Genomic DNA, 15842 nt, shown 5'->3' with positions numbered 1-15842 from the left:
CATGTCCGACGCCACGACCCATCTCCTGCTGCCCTACATCCTGGCGGCGCAGGCCCAGAAGCACGTCACCCACAACGAGGCGCTGCGGATCCTCGACGGGCTGGTGCAGCTCTCCGTCCTCGACCGTGATCTGACGGAGCCGCCAGCAAGTCCGGCGGACGGGGCCCGCTACATCGTCGGTTCCGGCGCGGTGGGCGACTGGGCGGGCTGGGATCTGAGCGTCGCGCTCTGGACGGACGGCGCCTGGCTCCGCCTGCCACCGAGGACCGGTTGGCGGGCATGGGTAGAGGATGAGGGCCTGCTGCTGGTCTATGATGACGCGAACTGGATCGGCACCACGCCGGCGGCGCTGCAGAACATGGCGCTGCTGGGCGTCGGCACGACGGCGGATGCGTCGAACCCGTTCTCGGCCAAGCTGAACGCCGCGCTCTGGACGGCGAAGACCGTGGCCGAGGGCGGCACCGGCGATCTGTTCTACACCATGAACAAGGAGGTTGCGGGTGACGATCTCGGCCTGACCCTGCAGACCGGCTTCGTGACCAAGGCGCTTGTAGGGCTCTTCGGATCGGACAGGTTCAGGCTGGCGGTCTCCGCCGACGGCAGCACCTTCTTCGACGGACTCAGCGTCGACAACGCCACCGGCATCGTCGATCAGCCCCGGCTGCCGCGCTTCAAGGCATACACGAACTACGACAACTACGTGGGCGTCGGAACCTGGACGAAGATCGGCCTCAACAACACCGACTACAACGATCAGGGCGCCTTCGACGCCGCGAACAACCACTTCGTGGCGCCGGTTGACGGCACCTACCTCTTCGGCGCGACGCTGCTCTACAAGATCAACGCCAGCGCCACGGCCCGCATGCGCGGGCGGCTCGTCCTGAACGGCACCACCGAAATCCGCGGCTCCCTCGGCGAAATCTCCGCCACCCACGTCTCGCTCGCCACCGCGATCTGGCTGCAGACGATGGTCCCGCTGACTGCCGGCGATACCGTCGAGCTGCAGGGGTATTTCCGGGTCGCGGACGGCTATTTCGCCGCCGATCACACGTCCTTCTGGGGCTGCAAGATCGGCTAAATTCACGCCATGCTGACGGTACCGTTCCCCGGGCCGTCGCAACCTTCAGAATTGGCCTGACGTATCGCCCGCCGCATCCTGGTTTGCCTCCCAATCCGCGTAATTGCGTCCGTCTGGGAGCTTCCAGAGGATCCGGCCATTGGCGCTCGCACCAATGACGGCCGCAGCTGCGGCAGAGGCAGACGTGAAGCTGTAGGCGCTTGTGAAGACGAGAAAATCACCTTCCTCGCGGAGGACGCCCTTCTCGACAAGGGTGTTCCGGAGCGCGACCGTCCCTCTCGGTATTGTTCGCGTCGTCCGGACCCTTGCCCTCGAACCTGCTGTGACGACGAAATCCCCGGAGGGCCCGATCTCCATCTCTGCCGCGAAGCCGTCGCCCCGGAAGAAGAACCGAGGGCTTTCATGGAGTTCAGCCTTTGGCAGTTCTTGCTCCGCGATCTGCTCCGGCGCACGACCGCGGACTTCTCGGAAGAGATCCCAGCCGAGGGCCCCAACCAGAGTTTTCGTCTGATCCACGAACTCGTCCATGGCTGCGCGGTCGGGGAGCGGCAGCTTGCCCGCGTCGTCGGACGGCGTGCGCGTGTTGGGCAGGGTCCAACGGGGATTGCTGACGACCCCCCGGATCAGACAAGCTTCGACATAGCGCGCGTGGCTCTTGGTCAGGTTCTCGTCCTTGCTGATCAGCACGACCGTGTCGGTCCAGAAGCCTTTGGCATCGCGACCGGCCTCATTCGAGTTGTGATACGACAATCTAGCGCCGACGCCTTCGGACTCGCCGATGTATGCAAGCTGCCGGTCCTGCGCGTCTTCGTCGGCCCCGATCAGGATGTAGACGCCTGGCCGTTCGATCTCGGGGAAAGCCTCCCGAACCCGACGAAGCTGGTTGCGCCGGAAGGCAATCGCCTGGATCGTCGACATCGAAATTTGCGCCACCCGGATGCCATTCGGGTCGCCGTCGAGCAGGAAGATATTGATCGACCTCGGTTTCAGTACGGACGCTCCTAAAGCAGCACTCGATAATTTCGAGCATCAGCATCGGTTGATTTAATAATCTGATATTCCATGCCGCTGGCCACTGCGATTTGCTCTGCAAATTCCTTCTTGGCCTGAACCACCGCATTGTCGACCTGATGATCGCCTTTGACCTCTACCACGACGTACTTTTCACTGCCGTCCGGCTCCTCGCGGAGAAAAACAAAATCGGGATAGTAGCTGCGAACCGTGTGTGAGTCAGGGTCGATATACTGAATGAAAAAGTCCGACTGACCGTGCGTAAGCATGCCGGTAAAGTAGATCTTTTTCACTCGTTTCTCTCTAAGGAGATCCCAGAACAGCGTTCGCTCCGAATTGGAATCGAAGCAGTAGGTGTCGAGATGGAAGCTCTTGTCGCGCTCATGATCCTTCACCACTGCGTCCGTGCTGCGGACAATCTTGTCCTTGGCAGCCGTGATCTCGTAATAACCGTTCGCCGGGAGCTTGATGAGTTCGACTTCGTGCTCTTCCGTTTTTTCCGACTCATCCAGCTCAAAGATCATTCGGAACAAGCGTGGAATGATCTCATCGTAGAGCAGCTCGTTGAATTCGTTAGTGATTTCAATGAGCTTATTGACGCCTTCCGTTGTGGCATCCAGAAGCGACTCGATTTCCAATGGCGATTGGTTGAGATACCGAGCGACTTCTCCCACAAGGCTGAGGCGTGAGAACACCTGCTTCTCGCGGCGCTCGGTAAGGTCGAACGTCCTGCTGGATGACGCACGGGCGGCCTCACTTGGGGTGAGCCCTTCCTGCTGCGTCTCCACGAGCCGATATTTCTCGACAAGCTCACTCCATTTGTCCCGAGCAGACAGCTCGGGGAAGAGCGTCTGTCCAGGCGTGACAGTTTTTTCGCGGACATTGTATTCCTTGCGCACCCGCACCAGCTTGATCTTCACGGGGGGCTCGATGACCTTGACCTGGACGCGCTCCTTGTCGCTGGCGACGTTCTGCAGCTCGGCGGCGCTGATCCTGAAGTTCTGCTGCAGCTCGTCGTTGAGAATTTCCATGTTGTCGTCGGAGAGAAACACATGCCCGGTGTGCTGGGCTTGGCCGATGGCGCGAAGGCAGCGCATGGTGGCCTGAAGCACGAAAACCTTGGATTTGGGCTCGCGGAAGAGGCCTACGCCGAATAGGGACCGGCAGTTCCAGCCCTCGCGCCCCTTGTTTACGAGCAGAATGAACTGCTTCTCCGAGTCCGGGGTGTCCAGACGGTTGAACTCCCGAATGTCGTCGTTCGAGGTCAACTTCTCGTCGCCGACGTTGACGAGGATGCGGGACGTTGGAACGCCTCTCTTGGCAAGGGCGCGTTCGACCGCGGGGCGGAGTTCCTTGGTTAGTTCCTCGATCGTGGCTGCGAAGAAGGCCAATTTGGGCAGCATGCCCTCAGGCTTCAGATCGTCAGTTTCATCAAGGAATTGCTCGACGGCTATGTCGACGAACTCGTCCGTACGGGTGTTTCGGTATCCGTGAAGGACGACCTTCTTTAGGAAGCCCTTGTCGATGGCCTCCTTCAGCCCGTACGCGTAGACCACCTCGGGCAGCACTTCTTTCCCGACGTACGGCGTGCCGGTGTAGTTGTAGCAGGCGACAACGCGCGTCCCGGCGCGGTTCAGATTGGCGGCAAGCTGGTCGATGGTGGTGCGGAGGCTCGTGTCAGTCTCCTTGGCGCCGATCCCCATGTCCTTGGCGAGCGTTTTGCCGAAGGCGTGGTGTGCCTCGTCCACGTAGATGCCCAGCTGCTCGAGGCGGCACAGTTTTTCGAACCGCTGGTTCGTGGTGAGCTCGGCCTCTTCTTCGGGCTGGTCCCAGGCATAGAGGTCGGCCGCGTCACCATAGACCCCGGACGCTGTCACCGTGTCCGGGGTCGCGCCGAACAGCGCGTCCAGGGGGGTCTTCTCCTTGTGGCGGCGCTTCAGGATGATCTTCTGTGTGTTCGAGACCACGATGTTGAAGCGCGACCGGTCCAGCGTACTGAGCGAGGTGCCAGCCTCCTCGAGGTAGTGGAAGCGCAGGTGGGTGGTCAGGAAGTTCACGTATTCGGGGGGAACGACCAGAGCGAGGTCGAAGGACTCGATCTCTTTCAGTGACTGGAGGACGGTCTTGTCCGGGGCGAAGACCAGCGCGTTGTGGCAGTACCGCTTGTCCTTCTCGAACTTGTTGCCCAGCAGGAACTCGTAGAAGATGCATGTCGCCATAAGGATCGTCTTGCCGGTCCCCATGGTCAGGGCGAAGATGTAGTTCGGGTAGATGCGGGAGTTTTTCCGCATGGCCGCGAAGACGGCCTTGTACTGGTCCTGCGTCACGGCATCGAACATCGAGCCCTGGCGCGCGTCGCCGCCGATGATGCCGCCTTCCTGGCGGCCGGCGAAGCGGCCGGTCTTCTCGAACCACGCCTTGAAGATCTCCTCGACCTTCGCGTTGTCCATAAACTCCTTCAAGAAGACATAGATCTCCAGTGCCTCGTACTGCGGCTGGCGCAGGAAGGCCTTGGGGTTCTTGTCCGGGTTGTTGAAGTCCAGGAACTTGCGGGTCAGCTCCTTGTAATGCGTCCGGATCGTGCCGCGGTTGCCGCGGTAGAACTCCCACAGGAACTGGAAAAAGGCGAAGTCCAGCGACGCGCTGACCGCCTTGGTGCGCCTAGCCATTGGTCACGCTCCCTTCCCAGGATTCGGAGAGGAGGTCGGTGATCTTCACGCGGATCGTTCCGGCGTCGGCCGGCACCTTGTAGCGGCCGGCGACGAGCTCGGTCTTGCCGGGGATGTCGACGACGGCGGGCTGAAGGACGGCGCCGTCGTAGTTCCAGTCGATGAGGATGCTCTCGACCAGCTCGCGCCAGTCCTCGACCGTCTCCTTCTGCATCGACAGCTTCTGCAGCAGGTTCATGGGGTAGAAGCGCTCCACCACCAGCTCGCCGTCTTTGATGACAACGCTTGCCTCGGAGTCGCGGCGGAACTCGAGGTTGGCCTTGTCGCGCAGGATGTCGACCACCTCGACATCGATCTTGTAGGGCGTCGCGGCCATCTTGAGCCGGGCGGCGAGGTCGGGCTCGTGCCCCATGCAGACGAGCATGAGCTTCTCCACCGGCCGGTTCGGGTGCTCAGACTGGCGGCGTTCCCAGGCCTTGTAGTCGAAGCCAGCGATCAGCTCGTTCAGGTCTGCACGGGTGGCGATGCGGTTGACCGGCATGATCTTGACCATCCGACCATCCTTTTCCCCATCAAAGACTGTGCTCAACTCGAGCGGCTGTACCTCGAGCGCCCCAAGTAGAAGCTCTTTGGCTTGAATAGGATTTCGGAAGATGTCGTACTGATTGACGTTATAGACTTCGAAGCCACTGTAAATTTTAATATCTGAGTCAGGAAGCTGCCCATTTAACTCATCCGCAACATTGCTGAGCCGTTTTGTTGTTGTTTGAACCGCGCCGAGATTGATGTCCGCGCCAATGAAGCGACGCCCTAGTTTCATCGCTACCGCTTGAGTTGTGCCGGAACCCATGAAGAAGTCAAAAACAAGACCCCCTTCCGGTGCCGATGCAGAAACGATTCTTTCAATTAACGCTTCTGGCTTCTGTGTGGGATATCCAGTTCTCTCATGAGCGCTGCTGCTAATGACAGGAATTTCCCACACATCATCGATCGCTTTTCCGCGGGCAAGAATCTCGTCCAACGGAACCATCCGGCTTTTAGAATTGCCCTTTTGTCCGGGCATCCAGATCATTTCCCGGCCATCGTCTCCAACAATGATTTCCTGTTTGCGCGACTTGATGAGGTCTTCGCGCGTCCATTCCTCTTTTGGCATTTTGATCTGGGTCGCAGCCGTCTTGGCGTAGAAAAATATGTTATCATGCTTTTTGTTGAACTGCTCAGTGCTGTCCATCATTCTAAACTTATAGTGCCAGATTATCTCGTTGCGGAAATTTCCAGCTCCGAATACTTCATCTAGTATCAGGCGAAGAAACGGCCCCTTGCGCGGATCGCAGTGCAAATAGATTGCCCCTGTCTCGGACAAAAGTTCCCGCGCCATGACGATCCGCTCATACATGAACTGCAGATACTCGTCATTTGACCAAATGTCTGTGTACTGTTTTTCCTCGAAAGAGGTAGAATCGGTTGATGCATTATTCCCTCTGAGCGATATTGACTTCTTGTAATCTGCCTTCGAGTCAAAGGGCGGGTCAATGTAGACCAAGTCAATCTTGCCGCGAAACTTCTTGAGCAAATGGCTCATCACCTGGAGATTGTCCCCCCAGAATATCTTGTTCCGCCACCCATCGACTTCCGGTCCGTGGACCTCCTTCAGCTGCGCCGGGAAGAACTGGGTGGAGGTGAACGGCCGCTTCCCGCGCCAGTTCAGCATCGGGTAGCCCTTGATCGGCGCGAACTGGAACTTCTCCACGCTCTCCATGCTGGCGGCCTCGGCGCCAAGGTCCATCGCGGTCTGATCGGTTCTCACATCACTCATCGGTCATCTTCCCTGAAATTCCAGTTCTTCGCGTCGCAATAGGCGCGCATGTCACAGTTCTCGCACAGCCGGTCGGGCCGCGCGGCGATCCGGTAGTCCGCGCTTTCGATGCGGTGGACGATCTCGTCGAAGCGGGCGACCGTCTTGCCGATCGCCCGGTCGTCCTTGGCGAAGCTGACATACGGATTCCCGTCCTGTTCGCCGGTGTAGTAGAGGTGCATCCGGCTGACCTTCTGGCCGGTCCGCTCCTCGATGAGGTGGGCGTAGACCTCGAGCTGGCTTTGATACTGGCGCAGGCGCTCGCGGTCCTTCTCCATGTCGGGCTTCTTCTCGGACTTGAAGTCGACCACCTCGACCGTGCCGCCTTCGCCGCGGATCAGGTCGACATTGCCCTTGAGGATGTAGTCGTCCTTGACGAGCGAGATCTCGACCTCGGTCTCCTTGACCCTGTCCCAGTTGCCGTTCTCGCGCTCGTAGTAGCGCATGACGTGACGGCGCGCGGCCTCCAGGGTGATGGGCGCCAGGTACACGCGTTCCTTCTTCGACAGCATCGCGTAGTTGGTGGAGAACCATGCGTCGATGGCGTCCGGCGTGACCGTGTGTTCCTCGCCCCGCAGGACGGCCTTGTGGATGTCCTCGATGGTCTGGTGGACGAGGGTGCCGAACAGCATCGGGCTGACGCGGATGGCGGCGAACTCGAGCTCCTTGAAGAAGCGGTATTGCTCGGCGCAGTTCTCGAAGAGCGTGATGTGCGAGGTGAAGGAGTATTCGCGCTTGAGGTTGATTTCCTTCACCTTCTCGAAGGTGAACCGGGTCAGGTCGACCGTCCGCCAGTCCGGAAGGGCGTGGAAGACGTCCTCGAAATACTTCGAGGGTGACTTGCCGAGCCCCTTTCCGTGCCGCTCCTGTGCGGCCAGGACCAGCAGGTTCTGCGCCCGCGAGAACGCAGTGTAGTAGAGGCGCCAGAAATCGAAATGCTTGATGCGGTCCAAGGGCTCGAACCGCGCTTTCGAGAGGTATCCGCCGTCCTCGAGGATCTCGTCCAGATCGGTGTGCTGCTTGCGTGGCACGGCCTCCAGCGAGCCGCACACGACCACCGGGAACTCTAGCCCCTTCGACTGGTGGATGGTCAGGAACGAGACGCAGCCCTTCGGAGCGTATTCGGCCTCGTCCTCGTACTCCCCGATGCCGCCATCCTTTAGGAAGCGGAAGAACTGATTGAACAGGTTCCGCAGGTCGCGCTCGAGATACTCGGGGTTCAAGACCGTGACGTAGTGAAGGTACTCGAACTTGGTGATCAGCTTCGAGAACGTGGCAAGGTTGCGGGCGGCGCGGCCCTTGTCCACGCCTTGCATCGCATCCTCGTCGAGGAAGCGGGAGAACAAAGGGAACTGGAGGAGCTGATAGAACAGTCCAGAGAAGGCGTAGTCGGCGGTTTGGGTCAGGACGGCATGGCGCTTTGCGAGCGGCCGGGCCCACTCAAGCATACGGCTATTCTCCGGCTTCCGAAGCTCGTCCGTGAACGCCTTGAAACACTGGTGGTCGTAGTAATCCCAGATCGCCAGCTGGGCGCCTTCGGCCCACTGACGCACCTTTGGAAACTGCGGGAACAGGAAGATCAGCGCTCCGATCATCAAGCGGATTTCTTCGCGCTCGAAGAACATGTTGGAGCGAGGCGAATAGACAGGGATGCCGTTGCCTTCAAGGAAGCGTGCTAGATCAAGAACGCGGTCGTTCTTCACGGAACGAAAGAGGAAGGCGACCTGGTTCCAGTCTGTCAGTCGGCCGGAGTCGCGTAGTCCTGTCAGGAACGTGAGAACCTCGGCGTGCCAGTTCTCGTTCTCGCCTTTCTCGTCCGATGCGCTCAGACGTACCGCGGTCGGCACGTCGGGGAAGCTGTCCTCACGCGGAAGAATTTGCTTCGGGAAGCGGAATGCCGTTCCTTGCTCCTCCCAATCCAGCCGCTTCATCCACTCGTTGTAGAAGTCGATGATCCCTGGATGGGAACGATAGTTCACCGTCAGCCGCACCTGCTTACAGCTTTCTGGCGGGAAGAGCTGCGGGAACTCGAGGATGTTGCGAATTGTGGCCCCTCGAAAGCGGTAGAGGCCTTGGTCATCATCCCCGACGACGCAGAGGTTACTCCTGTCGCCGGCGAGAAGGAGCAGGATCTGTTCCTGGATCGTATTGGTGTCCTGATACTCATCGACCATCAGATACGTTATCTTGTCGCGTAGCTGAGCAAGCACGTCCGGGTTCCGGCGTAGGAGCTGCAGAGCCTCGTACTGGATTCCGGAGAAGTCCAAGCAGTTATTCTCTTCGAGAAGCTCTTGATACTTTAGAAAACAACGAGCGAGCGCACGCACATCCGGATCTGGTGCCATTTCAAGAACATGCGGTTCCAAGGCCTCTTCGCTGACCTTGTTCAACCACTTCATCAGCTGTTCCGACTGCGCCCACCGGCCGGTTTGGTCATCCCCCATTACTAGCTGTGCATCGGCAAGCTCGCGAAAATCCTTGATCTTCTGATAGAGGAAGTACTGCTGATCGAACTGGTCAAAAAGCGTGAAACTGCGCCTCAGGCGGGTGAAATCACGAAATTCTTCCAGTAGCCGCAAGCAGATCGAGTGAAATGTGCCGAGGTACATTTCATTCAGGTTGAAGCGTATATCGAGTTCAGCGAGGCGATTTGAAACTCGGGTGGTCAGTTCCCGGGCCGCCTTGTCAGTGAATGTAACGACCAGGAGGCTCTCTGGCGCAACCTGCTTCTCGGTGATCAGGTGAACAATTCGCTCGACGAGAGTGTAAGTCTTGCCGGAGCCAGGGCCGGCGATAATAAGAACAGGTCCTTCCGCCGCATTGATCGCAGTCAATTGCTGAGGATTGGCGCTGGAGCGAAGGTCTTTCATTGGCCCGTTGACCTCGCGCTATTTCCTCGTTCTCCGATTATGTCAGTCGCATTCAGAAGAACGATCTGCTGATCCTGCGGCTTCCGGGCTGCCGGATCGGTATCAAGTCCAAGTCGTCTCAACGCATAGTAGAGGAGCGCGCGCCTCACCTTGATCTTCGCCTTGCCGCCCCGCATCCCGTAGTCGAGCGCGATGACCTTGGCTTGCGACTCCGAGAGCTCAGGGTGGGGGCCGACCTCCAAGGTGACCTCGGAATGCCAGTCGCGATCTTCGTTGGCCGACGTTGCGCTCTCCCGCGATCCGCGGATGCCGAGGATCCGTGAGAGCAGGAAGTCCTTGAAGCATTCGTCGGTCAGGCAGAACGCCCGCGTATGCCAGCGAAACCCGTCGAACCCGATGGCGTGCGGGGCAATCCAGCGCCAGCGAGGCTCCGGGCTCGACAGGGACTGGTACTTCACCTCGATCGCCTCGGACCGGCGGATGGCACCGACGACCGAGCGCAGTGTCACTGGATCGACGCCCCGCACAGGCGTTGGTGCGGATGCGTAGGACGGCAGGTCAGGGATCCAGCACTCTTCGCGCTCCAGCACATCATCGGCAACCAGGCGGAGCTGGGCGAGGTAATGCGCTGCGTCTGGCGAGCGGAACTTGCAGTCGAAGTCTGGGCCGCGGACATAGGTGCGCGCGCTCTTGTCGTAGACCATGTTGTCCGGCGCCAGCGCGATGTAGCGGTTCAGGTCAGAGGATGCCTGGTTCACCGAGACGCCAAACTGCTGCATCACGTCGATGCGATTGACGTGCCCCTCCCAGAACAGGCGGAACTCGATGAACTCGAGCCGCTGCTCGATGCCCCAGCGAAGTTCAGCCTTGTCCCTGTCCACGTTGCGCCTCCGCCCAGCCCTGCGCGCACGCGAACTGTGTGCGCCCAATTTCTGGGCTTTCTCGGAGGGTAGCCGCGCGGAACTGCGCGATCAATCGAAAAGGGACGTGGCGGGGCGCGATTATCCCAAGGATTGCCTGAGGTTCTGCGCCACCGCGTCCGCCGCCGTCCGCACCGGCTCGGCCGCGAGATGGGCGTAGCGCGCCGTGGTCTGGACCTGCGTGTGCCCGAGCAGCTTGCCGATCATGGGCAGGCCCTGGCCCGAGGCGACGGCCGTGGACGCGAAGGTGTGGCGCAGGTCGTGGATGCGGACGTCCTTCACGCCGGCGCGGGCGCGGACGCGCTGCCAGAAGGGCTGGAGATCGCTCAGACGCTTGCCCGGCAGGGTGCCGGCGATGACCCACGGGTTTCCCTCGATGCGCTGGGCGTCGCGGAGCAGGTCGACGGCGGGCTGGCCGAGATGGACGACCTTGGCGCCGGACTTCGAATCCGGCAAGCGCAGGACGCGCTCGGCCAGATCGACATACGTCCACTTCAACGTCATGATCTCGTTCAGCCGACAGCCGGTCAGGATCAACAGACGCGCGGCGAGGATGGCCGACGGCAGTTCGATCCCCTCCGCCTCCATCTCGCGCAGCACCTCACCGATCCGGCGGAGTTCGGCGGCGCTGAGGAACCGCTCGCGCTTCTCCTCGGGGTACTTCCGGATGTGCTTTCTCGGGTTGGTGCCATCCGGACGCAGGCCCCACATCTCGGCGAGGCTGAACATCTTCGAGACCACTTCGAGGCAACGGTTTGCCTGATAGGGGATGTGGCGGAGGTCGTGGTGGAACTTCGCCACGTCCGCCCGGGTGATGCCCGTGACCGTCAGCTGCCCGAGCGCAGGCAGGATGAAGCGTTCGAGGTTCCGGCGATACTCCTTGGCCGTGCTCGCCTTCACGCGGATCGCGATGTGTTCCTTGTCGAACCGCTCCGCCAGCTCCTTCACCGTGATCGCCTTGCGGCCTGCATCGCGTTCGGCGGCGGGGTCCTCGCCATTGCGGGCGGCGGCGACGATGGAGATGGCGCGGTTGCGCGCCTGCTCGCAGGTCAGGACCGTGCTGGGCCCGAGGCTGATCCGCCGGGACCGGCGTCCGGCGCGATACTGGACTACGTAGCCCTTGCGCCCGCTTGGCAGCACGCGCAGCCCGAAGCCAGGGATCTCGCTGTCCCAGACGAAGTATTCGGCGGAGCGGGATTCTGCGGCGTCGACGAGGCGTTTGGTGATCTTGGGCATGGCGTTCTTCGGTGGTTCTTTCGCCGTTCCACAGTGCTGAAGCGCGGGCGACAGTCAACGAACACATTGAAATCGCGAATAAAAAGGAAATGCCTCGCGTTTCCGCGCAAGGCGTTTCGGCGCGCTGGCGCGGGAAATCGACGAGCCCAGCGAATCAGAACGCAGGTTCCGGCCCCCGCGGACCGCTGATAGGCTCGGCTAAAAGAAACTGGCGATCCGATGGCTTCCAAGACCACCCTCAATGCGAAGAACCTCGAAGCGCTGGGCGCCGAGCGCCTGGCGCAATTGCTGATCGAGGTCAGCACCGGCAATGCGGCGGCCAAGCGCAAGCTGCGGCTCGCGCTGGCGGGCGCCCAGAGCCCGAGGGAGGCGGCGAGGGAGATCACCAAACGGCTGACAAGCATCGCCCGGGCCCGCAGCTTCATCACCTGGAAGAACCGCAAGGCGCTGGTCACAGATCTCGAAACCCAGCGGCGCGCCATCGTCGAGCAGATCGAGCCGGCCGATCCGGACGAGGCGCTGGCGCTCATGTGGCGGTTCATGGCGCTCGCCACACCGGTGTTCGAGCGCTGCGACGACTCCAGCGGCACCGTCATCGGCATCTTCCACCAGGCGTGTGCCGATCTGGGTCAGCTCGCCGCGAAGGTCCGGCCGGATCCGCAGGCGCTCGCCGGCACTGTTCTCGATGCGCTTCAGGACAACGGCTATGGCCAGTATGACGGCCTAGTCGGGATCATGGCGCCGGCGCTCGGCGAAGAGGGGTTGGCAGCCATGAAATCGTTAGCCGAAGAACTGGGTCGCTCGCCTGTGCCGGTGCCGCCGAAGGACCAATGGAAGGCGGTGGGTTGGGGCACGGGCGGCACCACCTACGAGCACGAGATGCGGGCGCGTGAGCGCGCGAGCACGGTCGCCATGGCGCTCAAGGACATCGCCGACGCGCAGGGAGACGTCGACGGCTTCATCGCCCAGTACGATCCGAAGACCCGCAAGGTGCCGCAGATCGCGGCCGAGATCGCGCAGCGCCTGCTCGCGGCCGGCAGGGCGGGTGAGGCGCTGGAGTTCCTCGAGCGCGCGGAGCTTGGCGACGGGTTGCGGGTTCCGCTGGCATGGCAGGACATTCGCCTGCAGACGCTGGAGGCGCTGGGTCGCGGCGAGGAGGCGCAGGCATTCCGGTGGGACTGCTTCGAGCGCACGCTCTCCGACAGCTACCTGCGGGCCTATCTCAAGCGGCTGCCCGACTTCGACGACATCGAGGCCGAGGAGCGGGCGATGGCGCACGCCATGGCCTATCCGAGCCTTCTTCACGCCCTGCAATTCTTCCTCGACTGGCCAGCGCTGGATCGCGCCGCCGAACTCCTGGTGGCCCGGCACGACGAGATCGACGGCGACCACTACGAGTATCTTGCCCCCGCGGCGGAGGCCCTGTCAGAGCGTCAGCCGCTGGCCGCGACACTGGTGCTCCGCGCGATGATCGACTTCACGCTCACCAGAACGCGGGCGAAGCGGTATCGCTATGCCGCCGAGCACCTCGCCAGCTGCGCGCGGCTCGCGGGCGACATCCCGGACTTCGGTGCGTTCGAGACGCACGACGCCTATGTCGCCCGGTTGAAGGAGGAACACGGCAGGAAGATCGGCTTCTGGTCGCTCACCGCCGCCTGATGGTCGTGCTACCGGAAAATCAGGTCTCGGCCTGTTGGAAGCATTATGGAAGCACGAGGCCGAAAAACGCTGCGCAATCCCGACAGATCGTGCGCAGCGGGGCCTCAGTTCCGGGATCGGCAAGTGTCGGAAATTGCGCAAGAAATCGCGGTTCCGAGTAATTGTTCATGTTTCGTTCGGCACGACTCATAACCTGAAGGCCGCAGGTTCAAATCCTGCCCCCGCAACCAACATTGATTTGTCAACGATATCAACACCTTGTAGCTCCGCTCCCGCGGAGCTTTTGTCGTTTTGGGCCACAGAAGCCATGCTGGCGACCTGATGGACCGGAGCCCCCGTAGCCAACAGGAGCAGGCTCGCCAGCGCGCCGTGGAGCTCCACCGTCAGGCCGGGACCCTCCGCGCGCGGGGTCAGCACGATCTTCTCGATCAGCCCCCGGATCGCCTCGCGGGCTTCTTCCATCCCCTCCCTGTCGGCCAGTCCTTGGATCAGCGCTGCGACCCGCTCCCGGTAGGTCTCGGACATTTTGGGGTGCAGCCGAACCGGGGCAGGGGCCGCGTCGGCCTGAGCTATCTGGGCTTCCAGCTCCTTCCGCCGCGCGTCCAGCGCGATCATCTTGTCCTTCACCTGATCCGCGGGCACGCCTGCGATGATCGCGTCCACCAGCTTGGCGTGGTCGCGCTTGGTGGTGGCGAGTTCCTTCTCCATCGTTGTGCGGGATGACGTGGCCGCCGCTGCGAGCCGGTTGCGCTCTGCCGTGTAAGCCTCGCAGAAGGCCGCGACCGCCTCCGGGTCCATCAGGTGATGGGCCAGCGCGTCGAGGACCCGGGCTTCCAGATCCGTCTGTTTGATGGTCGTCATGTTCGTGCAGATCGCCTTGCCCTTGTTCCGGGCGGCCGAGCAGCCGAATGAATCCTTCTGCACCTTGGAAAACCCCGATCCGCAGCAGCCGCATTCCATAAGACCCGAAAACAGCGTCCGGGGACGGCGCCGGTCCCAGACCGGAACGCCTGTCTCCTTCGACTTCAGCGCACCCTGGCGCGTCCGGACCTTCTCCCAGAGGGCATCATCGATGATCCGAAGATCGGGGACCTCGGTGATCACCCAGTCGCTCTCCGGGTTGAGACGAGAAACACGTTTGCCGGTGGCCGGATCCTTCACATAGCGCAGGCGGTTCCAGATCTGACGGCCGACATACAGTTCGTTGTTCAGGATCCCGGTGCCGCGCTCGCGGTTGCCGTGAATGGTCGAGGCCCCCCATTCGCCGCCCTGCGGCCCGGGGATGCCTTCCACGTTCAGCGCTTCCGCGATCTTCTTTGGGGAAATCCCCTTCGCGTAGTCCTGAAAGATGCGGCGCACCACGGCCGCTTCCTCATTGTTAATAGTCCGGTCACCCCGGATCGGGTCGCCATTCGGGGCGATCTTGTGCACGGCGGAATATCCATAGGTCAGGCCTCCGGCGGACTTGCCCGCCAGCGCCCGGCCTGTGAGACCTCGGTGGGTTTTGACGGCCAGATCCTTCAGAAAAAGCGCGTTCATTGTGCCCTTGAGGCCGATGTGCATCTCCGAAATCTGGCCTTCGCTCACCGTCTCGATCATCACTTCCGCGAACAGGAGGCTCTGGTAGATCTGGGCGATGTCCGCCTGGTTGCGGCTCAGACAGTCCAGCCCCTCGCTGATCACCACATCGAAGGCACCGCTGCGCCCGTCCCGCAGAAGCTTCTGCATGCCGCTGCGCATCAGGCTCGCCCCCGAAACGGCCCGGTCCGAATAGGTCTCGACCACCTTCAGTCCCTGCCGCGACGCGTATTCCCGGCACGACCGGATCTGGTCCTCGATCGAGGCGTCGCGCTGCATGTCCGTCGAAAAACGCGCATAGATCGCCGCGCGCAGCTGGTCCGTCATCGCTCTTCCTCCTCAGTCCTTCTGCGGGATCGGCCGCCCGGTGGTCCGGGTGGCCGCGTCGTGATCGGCTTGCGCCGCTGCCCGGGCCAGTGCCCGGATCGCGTCAAGCCAGGCGGTGCGGGCGGCGACGGGATTGAATGCCCCGGCGCCCGGCGCCGCCGCCGCCGGTCCGGATCGGGGTTCCGCCCGGACCGGCTTCGGCATCTTTACCAGCGAGAGGGCCATTCGGGCCTCCCGCGATCCTTTGCCGAGGCGGTTCCGTGACCGCCGCGGCTGCTTCCATCTGTCTCAAGCGTCTCGCGGGCCTTGAACCGCGCCGGGTTCTCCGGAGGCTGATTTCGGTTAGTTACGCGGCCATGGGTTCTGTTTCCAGAGTTGCGTAGAAGTTTGCCTCGGCTTCTGCGGGCGGGATGTTCCCGATCGGCTCGAGCAGGCGGCGGTTGTTGAACCAGTCCACCCATTCGAGGGTTGCATATTCGACGGCTTCGAAGCTGCGCCACGGGCCACGGCGGTGAATGACTTCGGCTTTGAAGAGGCCGTTGATCGTCTCAGCAAGCGCATTGTCATAACTGTCGCCGACGCTGCCGACAGAGGGCTCGATGCCCGCTTCGGCCAGTCGCTCGGTGTATTTGATTGACA

Annotated in this window: 11 protein-coding genes; 2 read left to right on the top strand and 9 right to left on the bottom strand. The window is 61.7% G+C overall.

Annotated features, from left to right (window positions below; translation table 11 throughout):
• Position 1 precedes the first annotated feature (1 nt).
• Entirely contained in the window at positions 2-1078 is a 1077-nt protein-coding gene (locus G481_RS0115380) for a DUF2793 domain-containing protein (RefSeq protein ID WP_028030827.1), read from the top strand.
• 45 nt (positions 1079-1123) lie between these two features.
• On the opposite strand, the gene G481_RS0115375 is transcribed toward G481_RS0115380, so the two are convergent.
• The 6 genes from G481_RS0115375 to G481_RS0115350 all read right to left on the bottom strand — a co-directional run bounded on the left by G481_RS0115375 (position 1124) and on the right by G481_RS0115350 (position 11639).
• Entirely contained in the window at positions 1124-1996 is an 873-nt protein-coding gene (locus G481_RS0115375) for a GIY-YIG nuclease family protein (RefSeq protein WP_245594983.1), read from the bottom strand.
• 83 nt (positions 1997-2079) lie between these two features.
• Complete coding sequence (locus G481_RS0115370; RefSeq protein WP_028030825.1) at positions 2080-4758, bottom strand: TnsA endonuclease N-terminal domain-containing protein; 2679 nt, start codon at positions 4756-4758, stop codon at positions 2080-2082.
• Positions 4751-6574: a site-specific DNA-methyltransferase gene (locus G481_RS0115365; protein ID WP_051294572.1), complete on the bottom strand. Its 1824-nt coding sequence runs from the start codon at positions 6572-6574 to the stop codon at positions 4751-4753. Before G481_RS0115365 ends, G481_RS0115370 begins: the two co-directional genes overlap by 8 nt.
• Positions 6571-9483 (bottom strand): ATP-dependent helicase, encoded by a 2913-nt coding sequence (locus G481_RS0115360; protein WP_028030823.1) that lies wholly within the window; start codon positions 9481-9483, stop codon positions 6571-6573. The genes G481_RS0115365 and G481_RS0115360 overlap by 4 nt, the downstream gene beginning before the upstream one ends.
• On the bottom strand, positions 9480-10364 hold the full coding sequence (locus tag G481_RS24050; RefSeq protein WP_035026328.1) for a BrxR family helix-turn-helix transcriptional regulator: 885 nt from the start codon (positions 10362-10364) through the stop codon (positions 9480-9482). Before G481_RS24050 ends, G481_RS0115360 begins: the two co-directional genes overlap by 4 nt.
• 120 nt (positions 10365-10484) lie before the next feature.
• Positions 10485-11639: a tyrosine-type recombinase/integrase gene (locus G481_RS0115350; RefSeq protein ID WP_028030822.1), complete on the bottom strand. Its 1155-nt coding sequence runs from the start codon at positions 11637-11639 to the stop codon at positions 10485-10487.
• A 219-nt stretch (positions 11640-11858) separates the two neighbouring features.
• Between G481_RS0115350 and G481_RS0115345 the strand changes: the two genes are divergently transcribed.
• Positions 11859-13298, top strand: a complete 1440-nt coding sequence (locus G481_RS0115345) for a DUF6880 family protein (protein WP_028030821.1) — start codon at positions 11859-11861, stop codon at positions 13296-13298.
• Positions 13299-13484: 186 nt separating this feature from the next.
• Here the strand turns inward: G481_RS0115345 and G481_RS24045 are convergent, their stop codons facing one another.
• The 3 genes from G481_RS24045 to G481_RS0115330 all read right to left on the bottom strand — a co-directional run.
• On the bottom strand, positions 13485-15203 hold the full coding sequence (locus G481_RS24045; protein WP_035026326.1) for a recombinase family protein: 1719 nt from the start codon (positions 15201-15203) through the stop codon (positions 13485-13487).
• Positions 15204-15215: 12 nt separating this feature from the next.
• Entirely contained in the window at positions 15216-15428 is a 213-nt protein-coding gene (locus G481_RS0115335; protein WP_028030820.1) for a hypothetical protein, read from the bottom strand.
• A gap of 121 nt (positions 15429-15549) precedes the next feature.
• A partial coding sequence (locus G481_RS0115330; protein WP_028030819.1) for an integrase core domain-containing protein occupies positions 15550-15842 on the bottom strand: 293 nt, incomplete at its 5' end.

It is taken from the genome of Gemmobacter nectariphilus DSM 15620 (genome assembly GCF_000429765.1).
In the GTDB taxonomy this organism is placed as follows: domain Bacteria; phylum Pseudomonadota; class Alphaproteobacteria; order Rhodobacterales; family Rhodobacteraceae; genus Wagnerdoeblera; species Wagnerdoeblera nectariphila.
Note: the sequence above shows the minus strand (reverse complement) of the source record. Positions and strands in the feature narration are given on the sequence as shown.